The 14,864-nt window shown below is 61.7% G+C and carries 10 protein-coding genes and 1 pseudogene; 2 read left to right on the forward strand and 9 right to left on the reverse strand.

Annotated elements, in window-relative coordinates:
* The first annotated feature begins 337 nt into the window (after positions 1-337).
* Together MUN79_RS10495 and MUN79_RS10500 are read left to right on the forward strand one after the other, a co-directional pair.
* A complete protein-coding gene (locus tag MUN79_RS10495) occupies positions 338-781 on the forward strand; it encodes a hypothetical protein (protein ID WP_244677606.1) in 444 nt (147 codons plus the stop codon).
* Positions 782-890: 109 nt separating this feature from the next.
* The gene (locus MUN79_RS10500; RefSeq protein WP_244677607.1) at positions 891-1,118 is read left to right on the forward strand and encodes a hypothetical protein; all 228 of its coding nucleotides are present in this window, start codon (positions 891-893) and stop codon (positions 1,116-1,118) included.
* Positions 1,119-1,227: 109 nt separating this feature from the next.
* Here MUN79_RS10500 and MUN79_RS30875 read toward each other — a convergent pair whose 3' ends face one another.
* The 9 genes and pseudogenes from MUN79_RS30875 to MUN79_RS10550 form a co-directional block, all read right to left on the reverse strand.
* Positions 1,228-2,754, reverse strand: a complete 1,527-nt coding sequence (locus MUN79_RS30875) for a TSUP family transporter (RefSeq protein ID WP_311136708.1) — start codon at positions 2,752-2,754, stop codon at positions 1,228-1,230.
* A gap of 69 nt (positions 2,755-2,823) precedes the next feature.
* The gene (gene cysI / locus MUN79_RS10515) at positions 2,824-4,539 is read right to left on the reverse strand and encodes an assimilatory sulfite reductase (NADPH) hemoprotein subunit (RefSeq protein ID WP_244677608.1); all 1,716 of its coding nucleotides are present in this window, start codon (positions 4,537-4,539) and stop codon (positions 2,824-2,826) included.
* Positions 4,539-5,330, reverse strand: a complete 792-nt coding sequence (locus MUN79_RS10520; protein WP_244677609.1) for a DUF2490 domain-containing protein — start codon at positions 5,328-5,330, stop codon at positions 4,539-4,541. The genes cysI and MUN79_RS10520 overlap by 1 nt, the downstream gene beginning before the upstream one ends.
* Before the next feature lie 155 nt (positions 5,331-5,485).
* The gene (locus MUN79_RS10525) at positions 5,486-8,425 is read right to left on the reverse strand and encodes a TonB-dependent receptor (protein ID WP_244677610.1); all 2,940 of its coding nucleotides are present in this window, start codon (positions 8,423-8,425) and stop codon (positions 5,486-5,488) included.
* A 191-nt stretch (positions 8,426-8,616) separates the two neighbouring features.
* Positions 8,617-10,440 carry an assimilatory sulfite reductase (NADPH) flavoprotein subunit gene (locus MUN79_RS10530; protein WP_244677611.1) on the reverse strand — a complete coding sequence of 608 codons (1,824 nt, stop codon included), beginning with the start codon at positions 10,438-10,440 and terminating at the stop codon, positions 8,617-8,619.
* Positions 10,441-10,670: 230 nt separating this feature from the next.
* Positions 10,671-11,504 (reverse strand): uroporphyrinogen-III C-methyltransferase, encoded by an 834-nt coding sequence (cobA, locus tag MUN79_RS10535; RefSeq protein WP_244677612.1) that lies wholly within the window; start codon positions 11,502-11,504, stop codon positions 10,671-10,673.
* 116 nt (positions 11,505-11,620) lie between these two features.
* On the reverse strand, positions 11,621-12,898 hold the full coding sequence (locus tag MUN79_RS10540; RefSeq protein WP_244677613.1) for a sulfate adenylyltransferase subunit 1: 1,278 nt from the start codon (positions 12,896-12,898) through the stop codon (positions 11,621-11,623).
* A 92-nt stretch (positions 12,899-12,990) separates the two neighbouring features.
* On the reverse strand, positions 12,991-13,902 hold the full coding sequence (gene cysD / locus MUN79_RS10545) for a sulfate adenylyltransferase subunit CysD (RefSeq protein WP_244677614.1): 912 nt from the start codon (positions 13,900-13,902) through the stop codon (positions 12,991-12,993).
* A 62-nt stretch (positions 13,903-13,964) separates the two neighbouring features.
* Positions 13,965-14,725, reverse strand: a pseudogene (locus MUN79_RS10550) (phosphoadenylyl-sulfate reductase).
* Between the last annotated feature and the right edge of the window lie 139 nt (positions 14,726-14,864).

Genomic DNA, 14,864 nt, shown 5'->3' on the forward strand with positions numbered 1-14,864 from the left:
GCCCGCCGTGGCGGTAAGATAGGGCGGCGTGCAGGCTGCGCGGCGGTCTGGGGCCCGGGCGCGCGGCGTTGCGAATAGAGAAATGGCAGCGGGCACGTTTTGCTGCTGCCAGCCATCCCAGCAGGAGCGGAGGCGGCCATAAGCCTGTTAAACCGGAGTGCTGCGGAAAAGTTATGTGGTGCTTCACCCTTTCCCGCCCGGCCCCGGCTCCGGGGGTAGAACGGTTTCAAAGTCGGGGCGCGGCCCGGGGGTTGCACGGCACGCGTGTTTTTCGGGAGTGTATCCCAACGGGGGCCAGCTACGTATGCGGCTCGAAAGAGCCGACCTTCCTACCTCTATGCGCCTGTTGTCACCTTCTCCACTGGTCGATTTATCGTACCGTCCCGATTTACATATTATGGTGGTCCGTTGGCTGAATACGGTTGAAGAAACCGAAGCCAAGCGCATCTACCAGGCCATAGAAGTGGCCGCCGAGCATCACCAGTGCCGGTTCTGGCTGGTTGACGCCCGCCGCCGGCCCAGCTTTAATCCCAGCGTTACGAAGTGGGTTTTTGAGGAATTGGCGCCTACGGTAGCGAGCCGCTTCGGCGGAGCTTTGCACTTAAGCTACCTTGTGTCGCCGGAGCATCTGGCAGGGGCCCAGGACTTTTGGCACACCCACGTGGCGCCCAGCGGGTCGGCCTTGCCCTACCGCCTGCATTATGCTACTGATGAGGGCACCGCTACCGAGTGGCTGCTGCAAGCCCAGCCCATGCCAGCATCCGGGCAGCAGTCGGCGTAGGCTGGCACGACATAGCATAGCCGGTGAGCTTAGGAGGGCATGAGTATGCCCCAGCAACCTATACTGGCAACCAGTACCAGGCCGAGGTACTGGTTTATCTGTTGATACCATGCCCGCTGACGAGCAAATAGCGCGTGTTCTGATTTTCTACGCGCTGGCGTTGGTTTTGCCCTTCCTGACTTTATTGGCTTTGGTACTTATACCCCTAAAAAGGGCAGGTATTGCCAGGGTATTTGCTGGGGCTTTTGTAGCTACGGTGCTGCTGCAGGTAGTACTCATGCAGGCCGGTAATCCAGGGAGCCAGTCTTGGCAGGAGGCACTTCAAACGTATGGCTAAGCATGGCTGCCGACTACTTCCCTGTGCTTTGGAATAACCTTTTGCATCAAGGCAATCAGGGGTAAATAACGCAATAATAACTTGCGAGGAAGGTACTAATAGCCTGTGCTTACATAAACAGCTTGCGCAGGGCCCACAGACTCCACACAATTACCATCAGGCCCACGCCCACAAACATCCAGCGGGTAGGAATGCGGCCCGCCAGGCGGGCGGCAAACGGGGCCGCGGCTATGCCTCCCACCACCAAGCCCAGGATAATCTGCCAGTGGGTAATGCCGATGGTGGCAAAAAACGTGAAGGCGCTGGCAAACGTGACGAAAAACTCCGTGACGCTGACCGAGCCGATGACGTACTGCGGCGTGCGGCCCCCGGCAATCAGGGTGCTGGTTACCAGAGGGCCCCAGCCGCCGCCGCCGAAGGAGTCGAGGAAGCCGCCGGCGGCCGCCAGCAGCCCCAGCTTCTTGTGCTTCTTGCGCGCTCCGGGCTTAGTAAAGGCCTTGGTAAGTATGCGCAGCCCCAGCAGCAGCAGGTAGATGGCCAACAGCGGTTTCACGTAGGCACCGTAGGTTTCGCCGAAGCGCGACAACAGGTAAGCTCCCGTCACGGCCCCGAGCACGCCCGGAATCAGCAGCACTTTGAACAGCTTCTTGTTCACGTTGCCGAAGCGGTAGTGGTGGTAGCCCGAGGCTCCGCTGGCAAACATTTCGGCGGTGTGAATACTGGCACTTACCGCTGCCGGCGAAATATTCATGCTCATCAGACTAATGGCCGTTACTACGCCGTAGCCCATGCCCAGCAGACCATCCACAATCTGGGCGCCGAAGCCGATGGCCACGAAGATGTAAAACATCCGGGCATTGGTAGCCACGCCCCAGACCTGGTCCCAGGTAACGTAATACGAGAGAATGTTGAAGACCAGCATGGCCGCAAAAGCCAGCAGGGAGGCCGTGGCAATCTTGCGCCAGCGCGCCGCCGCCGGCGACTCATACGCCGGCCCGCCGGCCAGCTCGGCCGTTACGGCGTTCAAGGACTTCACCTTATTGGCAAAGTCGCCGGCTAGCTTGCCCCGGATAATGGTCATGTGCTGCAACACTTCCTGCAGCTCGTTGGGCAGGGCGTCGGCTAACACAGAACGCAGGCGCTTGGCTACCGTGGGCGACTTCCCGTTGGTGGAAATGGCAATTTTCAGGTCGCCTTTCTGCACGATGGAGCCCAGGTAAAAGTCGCACTCGTCGGGCGTGTCGGCCACGTTGCAGAGCAAACCCAACTCCCCGGCGTGGGCCTTGATGCCGCGGTTGAGCACGGGGTTGTCGGTGGCCACAAAGATGATGTCGTGGCCCACCAGGTCGACGTGGGTGTAGGCGTGCTGGCGCAGCTGCACCTGCGCGTGGGCCTCAGCCAGCAGCAGAATGCCGGGTAGAAACGTCTCACTGACCACCGTAACGGCCGTAGCCGGGCTATTGCCCAGAATTGCCGTCAGCTTTTCCAGGCCCACGGCTCCGCCGCCCACCACCAGCACCCGAAACTTCTCGAGCTTGAGGAAGATGGGAAACAGGTTGTTGCCCGCCGGTGCGGCCGGGCCGGGCGGAGCCAGCGGCGGCAGGGCTACTTCGGTAGGAAGAGGCGAGGTGGTCATGGAAAGGTGATTGGCTGGCGAAAGAAAGGGCAGGCGGGAGCGGGAGGGCGGAGCAGAAAGAACCCGGGGCTAGGCGTGGAAGTTCTGCCCGTGGGTGGTAGCGGCCACGACGCCGCGGCGAACAACGAAGTCGCCGAAACGCTCGGCGGGCTGACGCTCAGCGGCGTAGGCTTCGAGCAGGGGCGTGAGCTCCCGCAGGATTCCGTCTTCGTCGAGCATCTCTTTGTAGAGCTTGTTGAGCCGCTCACCAGCGTGATTGGCTCCTAAGTATAGGTTATATCGGCCAATTGCTTTGCCCACCAGCCCGATTTCGCCCAGGTAAGGCCGGGCGCAGCCGTTGGGGCAGCCCGTCATCCGGATCAGGATGCCGTCGTCGGTCAGGTTGTTGGCCCGGATGACCTGGTCAATCCGGTCGAGGAGCTGCGGAAGATAACGCTCGGCTTCCGCAAATGCCAGAGAACAAGTGTTTAACGCAACGCAAGCCAGGGAGTTAAGCCGCAGCGCGGTCTGCTTTTCGGTCTTGCTCCACACCCCATGTTCCTCCAGAATAGCCTGCAGCCGACTGCGGTGCTTGGGGCTGACGTTGGCAATGGTCAGGTTCTGGTTGCCGGTCAGGCGAAACTCGCCGGTGTGGAAGCCGGCAATTTCGCGCAGGGCGGTTTTGAGTAGGTAGCCCGGCTTGTCGTACACCCGGCCGCCCTCGATGAAGAGCGTCACGTGGGCCTGGCCGTCTTTGCCGCCGCTCCACCCGAAGGCGTCGCCGGAGGTTTCAAAATGGTAAGGCCGGGCTGGAGTCAGCTCGTAGCCCAGACGCTGGTGCAGCTCGGTTACGAAGGCGTCGAGGCCGAACTTGTCGATGGTGTACTTGAGGCGGCTGAACTTGCGGTTTTCGCGGTTGCCCCAGTCGCGCTGAATGGTCAGCACCTTTTCGCACACGTCTACCACTTTCTCGGCTGGTACGAAGCCGATGACGTCGGCCAGGCGCGGGTACGTTTCGGGCATCCCGAACGTCATACCCATGCCGCCGCCGATGGCTACGTTGAAGCCCAGCAGTTGACCTTTGTGCTCAATGGCAATCAGGCCAATGTCGTTGGCAAACACGTCGGCATCATTCGTCGGCGGCACGGCCAGGGCAATTTTGAACTTGCGGGGCAGGTAGGTCTTGCCGTAAATCGGCTCGAAGTCTTCCTGCTCGCCCTCGTTGATGGCGCTGGAGTAGGTCGATTCGCCGTTCAGCCACAAATCCCAGTAGGCCGTGGTGCGGGGCGTGAGGTGGTTGCTGATGGCTACCGAGGCCTCGTACACCTGTCGGTGCAGCTCCGATTCCTGCGGATTCGAGCTGCACATCACGTTACGGTTCACGTCGCCGCAGCCCGCAATGCTGTCCATGAGCACCTGGTTGAAGCCGGCTATGGTTTGCTGCAGGTTGCGCTTGAGCACGCCGTGGAGTTGGAAAGTCTGGCGGGTGGTGAGCTTGAGCGTGCCGTTGGCGTAGGCGTCGCTCAGGGCGTCCATGCGCTGCCACTGGTCGGCCGAGGCCACGCCGCCGGGCACGCGCACCCGAATCATGAAGGAGTAGAGCGGTTCGAGCTTCTGGCGCTTCCGCTCACTTTCCAGGTCCCGGTCGGTTTGCTGGTAGGAGCCGTGAAACTTGATCAGGTGGGTGTCGTCCGGGTTCAGGGCGCCCGTCACGCGGTTTTGCAGGCTCTCGTCGATGGTGCCGCGCAGGTAGTTGCTGGCACCCTTGACGTGCTCGACTTCGGACAGCTTGATAGTCTCAGCCATTACGGTTGGGGAGTTACAGGGGAAGGAGGAGCAGGCGTAGGCGCCGTGGCTACGGCGGGCCGCAAGTCGAAATTGTGGAAGTAGAAAAGCCGGATGGTGTGCTGGTTGCGGTACACATTGCCGGCCGGCAGCTGCTGAAACAAGTGCATGTAGCCGCCCTGCAGCTGGGCGTGCTTGTTAATCTGATACACCAGGCCGGCAAACAGCCGGTTCTGGTCGAAGTAATTGAGGCGGATTTCCTTGCCGAAATTCATCATCACCTCGTTGTTGAGCAGAAACTGCACCCCGCCCGGCTCGAAACCGCGCTTGCTAAGCGGCACAAACAACGCCGCGTTGTAGCGGGTGCGGTAGTTGAAGTCGAACTCGTCGAGCCGCTCGTTGCTGCGAATTGTGCGGCGGAACCGCTCCTCCAGTCGCACCCACTGCATGAGCCGGGCCTTCGGGAACTTCGTGAACCACTGCACCTGCTGCCAGGGCCGGTGCTCGGCCTGCGCGATGGTGCGGGCCCCGTCGGGGAAGTGGTGTACGTAGGCGTAGCCCCCGGTCAGGCGCACGTCGTCGGTGAGGTAGTAAGTCAGCCCGAAGCGGGCCACGCTCTGGAAAGCCGACTCCACAAAATGGTCGTGCAGGCGCAGGTGCAAATCGGTCCAGGAGCCCCAGTGCTGGGAAAAGCGCGTCTGGTTGAATACGCCCAGCCAGGTTTGCTGCTCCCGCACATACTCTTTCTGGGCGTGCAGCGGAGCCGTGGCCAGGAGGAACAATAGGATGGTAAGCAGCGGCAGGCGTTTCATAGGAGAAATGGGTTAGGATGCTTGAATACCGACGCAAAATCGTTGGCAGGCAGAGCGCAGCATCTTGCGGGCTGACGTTGCAGGAGTAATTGAAATTACCACGGCACGCGAGATGCTGCGCTGCGCTCTGCATGACGTTCTTTTCTGTCGTTCTATTACCGGATTACCGTGTTGTCAAAGGTTAGGGCCACGTAGTACAGGCCACCGATGGTGGGGCCGGCGGCGTACTGGATGTAGCGGTTGTTGAGCAAGTTGGCCCCGCCCACTTTGATGGTGGCTTTCACGGCCGGAATCCGCACGTTTACCTGAGCGTCCACGGTCTGGTAGGCGGGCACCTGGCCGTTGGCCAGCGGGCTTTCCCAGAGGAAGGAGCTCTGACGGCGCCACACCACATTAAAGCCCAGGTTGCGCACCACTTCGCGGTTGCCGAAGTTGAGGTTGGTGGCCCACTTCGGCGTGTTGAAGCCCGTGACGAAGATGTCGGACTGCTCGTTGGCGCGAATGTCGTTGTAGCTCACGTTGCCGCCCACGGTAAACTTCTGGAAGAAGTTATAGGTCAGGCCCAGCGTGGAGCCGTAGCTGTGGTACTTGTTCAGGGCATTGGTGTACACCCGGTAGCGGTCCTGGCGGGCACCGCGGTTGCTGGTCAGGGCGGCCAGCACGGCGTCGTCGGTGCCGACCTGCACCTGTTCGCCGGCCGCGTTTTTGGGTACGCTTACTTCCACCTGGCCCAGGAAGCCCGAGTACACATTATAATAGGCGTCGGCATCCACCGATATGCGGTTGTCAAACAGCACGCTGCGGTAGCCCACCTCGTAGGCGTTGATTTGCTCGGGCTGCTCAGTAGGCAGGTTACCGACTTGCAGCAGGTCGCGGTTGGCCAGGGCAGCGCGGGTGCGTTTCTGGTCGGTGGTGCTGCTGCTGTTGTCGGCGGCCACGGCCTGGTTGACGGCCGCGTTAAAGGTCGAAATCGAGGCCAGGGTGTAGGAGTTGTCGAGGTAGTTCAGGCCTTCATTTACGCGGGCCAGGCCACCCACGCGGCGCACGTTGCCGTTGTTGACGAACGACAGGGCCTCAAATAAGGACGGGAAGCGCCAGCCGTTCTGGTAGGAAGCCCGGAAGTTGTGCTTGGCCGCCAGCGTGTACACCGCCGCCACCCGCGGGTTAAGCTTAGGACTAAACTCGGGGTTGTAGTCGGCGCGGAGCGAGGCCGTCAGCTTCAGGCGGTTGTTGATCAGCTCCCGGCTGGCCTGCACGAAGCCGCCTACTTTTTTGTAGTACTGGTTCTGGCCGCCGGCCTGAGTGCGCTCGGCCAGGGGCTTGCTGAAATCCACGAAGTTGTTGCCGTCTGGAATTACTTCGTAGAGGCGGGAGTCGGCGCCCAGCAGCACATCGGCAAACCTGATGCGCTGACCAAGGTTCCAGATGGCCTCGGTGTGGTAGGTGTGGCTGCGCTGGGTGAGGGCCGCGCCGCCGGGCACCGGGGCACCCTTCACGTTCACGCCGCTGTCCCAGTTATTGGTTTTTACAATCTGGCTCTTAAGCTCGTTGAAGGCAGCGGTGCCAGGCACAGCGCGGCCGGCATCGGCGGCTACGCGGGCCTGCTGCATGGCGTCGGGCAGGGAAGCTCCGGCGTTGAGCTGGCTGAGCAGGGCGGTACGGAACTTGTCGCCCCAGCCCGTGCCGGTGCCCGTCACGTTGGTCGTGCTGGTTGCCCCGTTCTGCAAATCCAGGTTCAGAGCCAGTGGGTTGAGGTTGTAGGAGTCGCCAGTGTCTTCGATAAGCATATAGGCCCGGGCCGTGAAGTCCTGGCCCTTGAGCTCCACCTTGTGGTTTTGCACCGTCACGCCGTCGAGCTGAATCTTGTTGCCGCGCTGAAATACACCGTCCATCAGTCCGTAGCGGTAGCCGTAGCTTAGCTCCAGCTTGTCGGTGAGCTTATAGTGCAGGCTGGCGTCCACTTTGGCGTTGCGCACGATGGGGTTCGTCAGGTCCCGCTCGTAGTAGCCCGTACGGCGCACGTTGAAGGTTTCGGTGCGGCCGTTGTAGGGAATCTGGATGGCCACGTTGCCGGCGTTGTCGTCGCCGTAGCGGTTCCAGAGGTCGGCAGCGGGGTTTTGCTCTCCGCTGAGCTCGGCAAAGCGCGGGTTGGCCGACGACAAGTTCTGCGGGTTCTGGTCAATCTGGGTATTGGCCAGCCAATCAGTCCCGCGCAGAAAGCTGCCGTTCACTTTGTAGGCCCAGCGTTGCGAAGCGCCCAGCACCTGAGCCCAGCGCACGGCCGTTTCGGTCAGCACGCTCGGGTCCCGGTCGATGCCATCCACGTGGTTTACGCCCAGCTTCTGGTACACGCTCAGGCCCTGGTAGGTGAAGGGGCTTTTGGTCGTCAGGTTGGCCATGCCGTTGATGGCGTTCATGCCATACAGGGCCGAAGCGGCACCGGGCGTGATTTCCACGCTGGCAATATCGAGTTCGGTGGGCCCAATGGCGTTGCCCAGCGGTACGCCTAGGGTGGCCGCCTGCATGTCGACGCCATCGACGAGCTGCATGAAGCGGAAGTTGTTCGGAATGTTGAAGCCCCGGGTGTTGGGCACCTTAAACGTGAGCGAACTGGTAGTCATCTGCACGCCCTTCACATTTTCCAGCGCGTCGTAGAAGCTCGGGGCGGGCGTTTCCTTGATGGCCCGGATGTCGAGCTTCTCAATGGCCACCGGGGAGCGGAGCCGGCTTTCCTCCACCCGCGAAGCCGACACTACCACCTCGTTGGTGAGCACCGCTCGCGACGACATTGACACTGACAAGGGGCTGGTCGCACTCACGATTTCCACCTCCTTGGCGTCGTAGCCCAGCATGTTGAAGACGAGGGTGAAGGGGAACTTGAGCTTCGACTTCAAAGCAAACTTGCCGTCGGCGTCGCTCAGCACGCCGGCCGTGCCGTTCTTCACGCTGATGCTCACCCCGGGCAAGGGTTGGTTGGTGCCGGTTTCGCGCACCACGCCGCTGATGGCAATAATATCGTCCTGGGCGTAGGCCGGGGCAATACTGGCCACCACCAGAAGCGGGGCCACGATAGAAGTTGTAACTATTTTTCTCATGAGCTGGAAAGCAGGATTGAAAGGCAGTAGCAGGTAGGAAGGGGACGGCCGTACGGCGGGCAGCCCGGTTTTCAGGCGCGGCTACGACAACATCGGTTCGGGCAACCCAGAGTAGTCATGATGGAAATGATGCGGTTTGGATGTGTGCAAAGCCGAGCCGCAAAGGGCCACGGCTCGGCATCGTTTGGCGGCTAGTACACGTCTTCGAGGTAGCGGCGCTGCTTTTTGAGGGCGCGCAGGTAGTCGGCCGCGTCCTCGGCCGAGCAGCCGGCTTCGCGCTGTACCACTTGCTTCAGGGCTTCCTGAATAGCCGAACCCAGGCGGGCCTTGTCGCCGCAGACGTAGAAGTGGGCCCCGTTTTCGAGCCAGCCGTACACGTCCCGCGACTTTTCCAGCAGGCGGTGCTGCACGTAGATTTTCTCGGCCTGGTCGCGCGAAAAGGCCACGTCGAGGTGGCGCAGGGTGCCGCGCTTGAGGTGCTGCAGCCACTCGGTCTGGTAGAGGAAGTCGGTGGTGAAGTTGGGGTTGCCAAAGAACAGCCAGTTGCGGCCCTCGGCGCCCAATTCCACCCGCTCCTCCACAAAGGCCCGGAACGGAGCCACGCCGGTGCCCGCACCCACCATGATGATGTCGGTGGCCGCGTCCTGGGGCAGCTTGAAGTACTCGTTGCGCTCCACGAACACTCGGGCCGTATGGTCAATTTCGAGCCGGTCGGCCAAGTGCGAGGAGCACACCCCGTGCTTGGTGCGGCCGTGGGCGGCGTAGCGCACGGCGCCCACCGTCAGGTGCACTTCCTCGGGGTGAACCAGCAGGCTGCTGGCAATGGAATAGGCCCGGGCCGGCAAGGGGCGTAGTACTGCCGCCAACTGCTCGGCCGATAACTCGGCGGGAAACTCGCTGAGCAGATCCGCCACGTCGCGGCCGTACACGTAGCGCTGCAACTGCGGAATATCGGTCACGATGTCGGCTAGCTGCTTGTGCTGCGGAGCGGCGGCGGCGTAGCGTTCCAGCACGTCGCGGGTTAGTACCGAGAGTTCGAGTTTTTGGGTAAGTGCCGTGCCCAGCTCAAAGTCCACGCCCGAGAGCTGAATGGGCGCGGCGCCGTCGAGGCGGGCTTTCTGCAGAACTTCCGCCACCAGCGCCTCCCCGTTGCGCGGCACCACCGACAGCGCATCGCCCGGCTCGTAGTGCAGCCCCGAGTCGGCCAAGGAAAGCTCGATATGGTAGGTTTCCTTGCTTGAGCCGCGGCCGTTGAGCTGAATCTTTTCCAGCACCGTGGCCTCAAATGGGTTGTGGTGCGACCAGGCCGCGGGCTCCGGCGCCACTAAGGTTTCTGTGGCGTAGCCCGGGCTGCTGGAGGTATCCGCGTTGGCTTCGGCGGCAATGACGTTAAGTACCTGGTCGGCCCACTGCTGGGCGGCTTCCTGGTAATCCACGTCGCACTCCACCCGTTCCAGCAGGCGCTGGGCACCCAGCTCGGCCAAGCGCTCGTCGAATTCGCGGCCGGTCTGGCAGAACTGCACGTAGCTTTTGTCGCCCAGGGCCAGCACCGAGTAGCGCAGGTCGGGCAGCTTGGGGGCGCGGTTGCTGAGCAGGAACTGGTGCAGCTCCTCGGCCGCTACCGGCGGCTCGCCCTCACCCTGCGTACTCACGACCAGCAAGAGCTGCTGCTCGGTTTTGAGGGAGCGGGTGGCGTAGTCGTTCACGTCCTGCACCGTAACCTGCACGCCGCGCTGCTTGGCTTTCTCGGCCGTTTGCTGGGCTACTTTCTTGCTGTTGCCGGTTTGGGAGCCGTACAGAATTGTGAGCTTGGATGCCGCGGCCGGTGCCCCCGCAGTTGCGGCAGCCTGAGCCTGAACTGCGTTTTGCACCTCACTACGCCCCGCGGAAGTACGGCCGTAGAAGTAGCCGCTCAGCCAGATCAGCTGCTGGTCAGAGAGGCCCGTAGTCAGGCGCTGCAACGTGTTATCGTCGAGGCCCAGGGGCAGCGTCTGGTCTTGGGAAAGAAGGCTCATGGCGAAGGGAAAAGAAAATCGAGTTTTTGGGCGGTATTTTTTCGTCTGTCATCCTGAGCCAGCGAAGGACCTGCCTCCATGGTGCGCTGAGGATTTTTAATGTGACAAGTCGTTGTTACCTGCTGACAAAAGGGCTTTGGAGCGTTGAATGGGGCTTTTGATGAAGGTGATAAAGGCCCTTCGTTTCTGTTTACTGGGCAGCTGCGCAGGATGACAGGCACTAAGAGAAATCAGGCGATTTCGGCGTAGGAAAGCAGTTCGGTAAACACCGCGGGCACTGCTGCGTCAGCCTTAGCCAGGCGCGCCACTTCCCCGATGATGATAATGGCCGGCGCACCGATTCCGGCCGCCGCCGCCCGGGCCAGCAGCTGCACCACCGAGCCTGTCACCAGTTGGGCCGTGGGCAAGGTCCCGTTTTGAATAATAGCGGCTGGCGTTTGGCTGTGGCCGTGCCGGCTAAAGATTTCGACAATGCCGGCCAGCTGGCTCAGCCCCATCAGAATGACCGTCGTGGTGCGCGAGCGGGCCGCTTCGGTCACGGCCGCCGACAGCTCGCCGGTGGACGTGGTAGCTGTAATGACCTGAAATCCTTCACTGCTGCCCCGGTGCGTGACGGGGATGCCCATGCTGCCGGCTGCCGCCACGGCGCTGCTGATGCCGGGCACGTAATCGGTTAGCAGGCCGTGCTGCTCGGCGTAGAGCATTTCTTCCCGGCCCCGGCCAAACACGAACGGGTCACCGCCCTTGAGGCGCACCACGTGGCCGTAGCGCCGGGCGCTGTCCACAATCAGGGCGTTGATTTCGTCCTGCCCGTAGCTGCGCATGCCGCGGCGCTTGCCCACAAAAATCTGCTGGGCGCCGGGCCGCACGTAGCCCAGCAGGTCGTTGTTGGCCAGCGCGTCGTAGAGCACCACGTCGGCCTCGCCCAGCACCCGCACACCTTTCAGCGTGAAGAGCTCCGGGTCGCCGGGGCCCGCACCGAGTACGGTCAGGCGGGGCAGGGGTGAGGGAAAGTCGGACATGGCGTTGGGAGAATGAATGATTCGAACTCGGATGATTGTCATGTCGACCAGCGGAAGACATCTTGCGTGCCGTGGTAATCAGATTGCTCTGGCAACATCAGCACGCGAGATGTCTCGCTAGGGCTCGACATGACGTTCTTATTTGCTCAACCCGGCGGCTAAATCGTGAAGCCCAGGGGCTCGGGCACAAAGCTGTTCTGCATGGCATCCACCATACCGGCCGCCAGCGTGTCGCCGCTGAGCTCGTCCACCAGGATAAAGGCACCAGTAGCGCGGTTCTGCTGATAGGAATCCACCACCAGCGGGGCGGCCGTCTTGAGGCGGATGCCCACGATGTCGTTGAGCTGGGCCGACTCGGTGGCGGCGCGGCCGTAGGTGCGCACGTTTACTTTGTAAGTAATGGCCGACACCACTGCCTTTACCACCGCCGAGTGGTGCTGCACCAGCAGCTTGCGGCCGGGCCACAGGGGCCGCTCGTCCATCCAGCAAATGGTGGCTTCCACCTCCTTGGCCACGTGGATCTGGCTGCCCACGGGCACGATGGAGTCGCCGCGGCTAATATCCACGTCGTCGGTCAGGCGAATAATGACGGCCTGGGGCGCGGCGGCGCTTTCCACTTCCCGCTGGTCTACCTCAATGGCCTCAATCACCGATTCCTGGCCGCTGGGCAGGATGTGGACCCGGTCGCCGCGGCGGTACTCTCCGCTCTGAATGCGGCCGGCGTAGCCGCGGTAGTCGGGGTAGTCCTCGGTCTGGGGTCGGATGACGAACTGCACCTGAAAGCGTGGCTCGGCAATGGAGGCTTCTTCGAAAGCCGGCACGCTTTCCAGGTGTTCCAGCAGGCTGGGGCCGGTGTACCAGCCCAGATTCTTGGAGCGGGCCACGATATTGTCGCCCAGCAGAGCGCTGATGGGAATGGCCGTCACGTTGGGCAGCTTGAGCTGGTCGGCAATGGCAGCGTAGTCGGCCACAATTTGGTCGAACACCGATTCCTCGTTGCCCACCAGGTCCATCTTGTTCACGGCCAGTACAAAGTACCGAATGCCCACCAAGGAGGCAATAAGCGAGTGGCGGCGGGTCTGCTCCACCACGCCCTGCCGGGCATCGACCAGCACAATGGCCAGATCAGCAGTGGAGGCGCCCGTGACCATATTGCGGGTGTACTGCACGTGGCCGGGCGCGTCGGTGATGATAAACTTGCGGCGCGGCGTGGTGAAGTACTTGTAGGCCACGTCGATGGTGATGCCCTGTTCGCGCTCAGCCCGCAGACCGTCAGTCAGCAAGGCCAAATCCACGGTGCCGTGCACGGTGGGACGGTTTTCCAGGGCCGCCAGTACGTCCAAGGACACGGAATCAGAGTCGTAAAGCAAACGGCCAATCAGCGTGCTCTTGCCGTCGTCGACGCTGCCGCAGGTGATAAATCGGAGAAGGTCCATGAGGTGAGATTGTGAGGTTGTGAAATTGTAAATGGTCGTGCAGGTGAAGCGGAATGCGGGATTCGCAACTTCACCTCTCACAACTTCACCACTTAGAAATAGCCGTTGCGTTTGCGGTCTTCCATGCCGGCCTCGGAGATGTTGTCGTCGAGGCGGGTGGCGCCCCGCTCACTGACTTTGGCTAGCAGCAGATCGGCAATGATGTCGTCGATGGTGGCCGCGTCGCTTTCCACGGCCGCGGTGCAGGTCGAGTCGCCCACGGTGCGGAAGCGCACTTGCCGCTCCACGATTTCGTCGTTTTCGTCGAGGCGCAGGTGCTCATTCAGGCCCAAAAGCTGGCCGCTGGGCAGCACCACGCAGGTGCGCGGGTGGCCGAAATAGATGCTGGGCAAGGCAATATTCTCGCGCTGAATGTAGCGCCACACATCCAGCTCGGTCCAGTTGGAAATCGGGAATACGCGCACGTTCTCGCCCTTCTGAATCCGGCCGTTGTACACGTTCCAGAGCTCGGGGCGCTGGCGCTTGGGGTCCCACTGGCCGAATTCGTCGCGCACCGAGAAGATGCGCTCCTTGGCCCGGGCCTTTTCTTCGTCGCGCCGGGCTCCCCCGATGCAGGCATCGAACTGAAACTCCTCAATGGTTTCGAGCAGGGTGTAAGTCTGCAGCGGGTTGCGGCTCGGAAACTTGCCGCCCGGCTCGCGCAGGCGCTGCCGCTTAATGGTGTCTTCCACGCTGCGCACGATGAGCTTTTCGCCCAGCTCAGCGGCCAGCTCGTCGCGAAACTTAAGCACTTCGGGGAAGTTGTGGCCGGTATCGACGTGCACCAGCGGGAATGGGAAACGTCCGGGGCGGAAGGCTTTTTCGGCCAGACGCGTGAGCACAATCGAGTCTTTGCCGCCCGAGAACAGCAAAGCCGGCCGCTCAAACTGGCCTGCTACTTCCCGCAGAATGTGAATGGCTTCGGCTTCCAGCCGGTCAAGGTAATCGAAGTGAGGGGTACTCATACTAGAGAATCTAAAGTGCCGCGGCAGGCCCGATTGCCCGCTGATGTATGAATGGATAGTCGTTACAGAGTCGAAGCGTTGACCGGCTCCACCACCGGGTCGGGGCCGTTGTGGGTGCTGTGCAGGCCGCACTCCTTGGCCGACTGGTCTTCCCACCACCAGCGCCCGGCCCGGAAATCCTCCCCGGCCTTGATGGCCCGGGTGCAGGGCGCGCACCCGATGCTCACGAAGCCTTGCTGGTGCAGCGGGTTGAAGGGAATGCTGTGCTTGTGCACAAAGTCCCAGCACTGCTCAAAGGTCCAGTCGAAGAGCGGGTGAAACTTGATAAGCTGGTGGCCGCCGTCCCACTCCACCGCGTGCATGTCCTGCCGGTTAGCCGACTGTTCGGCCCGGATGCCGGTAAACCAAGCCTGCTGGCCCAGCAAAGCGCGCCGCAGAGGCTCCACCTTGCGGATGCCGCAGCACTCCTTGCGGTTTTCCACGCTTTCGTAGAAGCTGTTGGGGCCTTTTTCAAGCAGCAGTTGCTCAACGGCCGACTGCTGGGGAAGTAGGGCTCAATGGTCTTGCCGTAGCGCAGCAGCGTCTTATTCCAGGTGGAATAGGTTTCCTGGAAGTTGCGGGCCGTATCGAGCGTAAAGACCTTGATGGGCAGATTGTGCTCGAAAATCAGGTGGGTAATGATCTGGTCTTCGAGGCCGAAGGAGGTCGAGAAAATGGCCTGGCCGGGAAACTGCGCGGCAGCTTCCGAGAGTATTTCTAGGGCAGAACGCCCGGCGAGCTGCTGGCGCAGGCTCGAAACCAGCGCCTCTGAGGCTACTTGCATGATGCGAAGAGAATATGGCTTTTCCGGAGCGGAATTACCGGCTTTCGGGGCACCCGGCGCACAAATGGGTTGTGCCAATCCAGGCAGACTAGCCTGCGGTAGTCGAGAAAAGGGTTGTGCGAAAACAGCTCAGCTTAGC

The organism is Hymenobacter cellulosilyticus, assembly GCF_022919215.1.
Classification (GTDB): domain Bacteria; phylum Bacteroidota; class Bacteroidia; order Cytophagales; family Hymenobacteraceae; genus Hymenobacter; species Hymenobacter cellulosilyticus.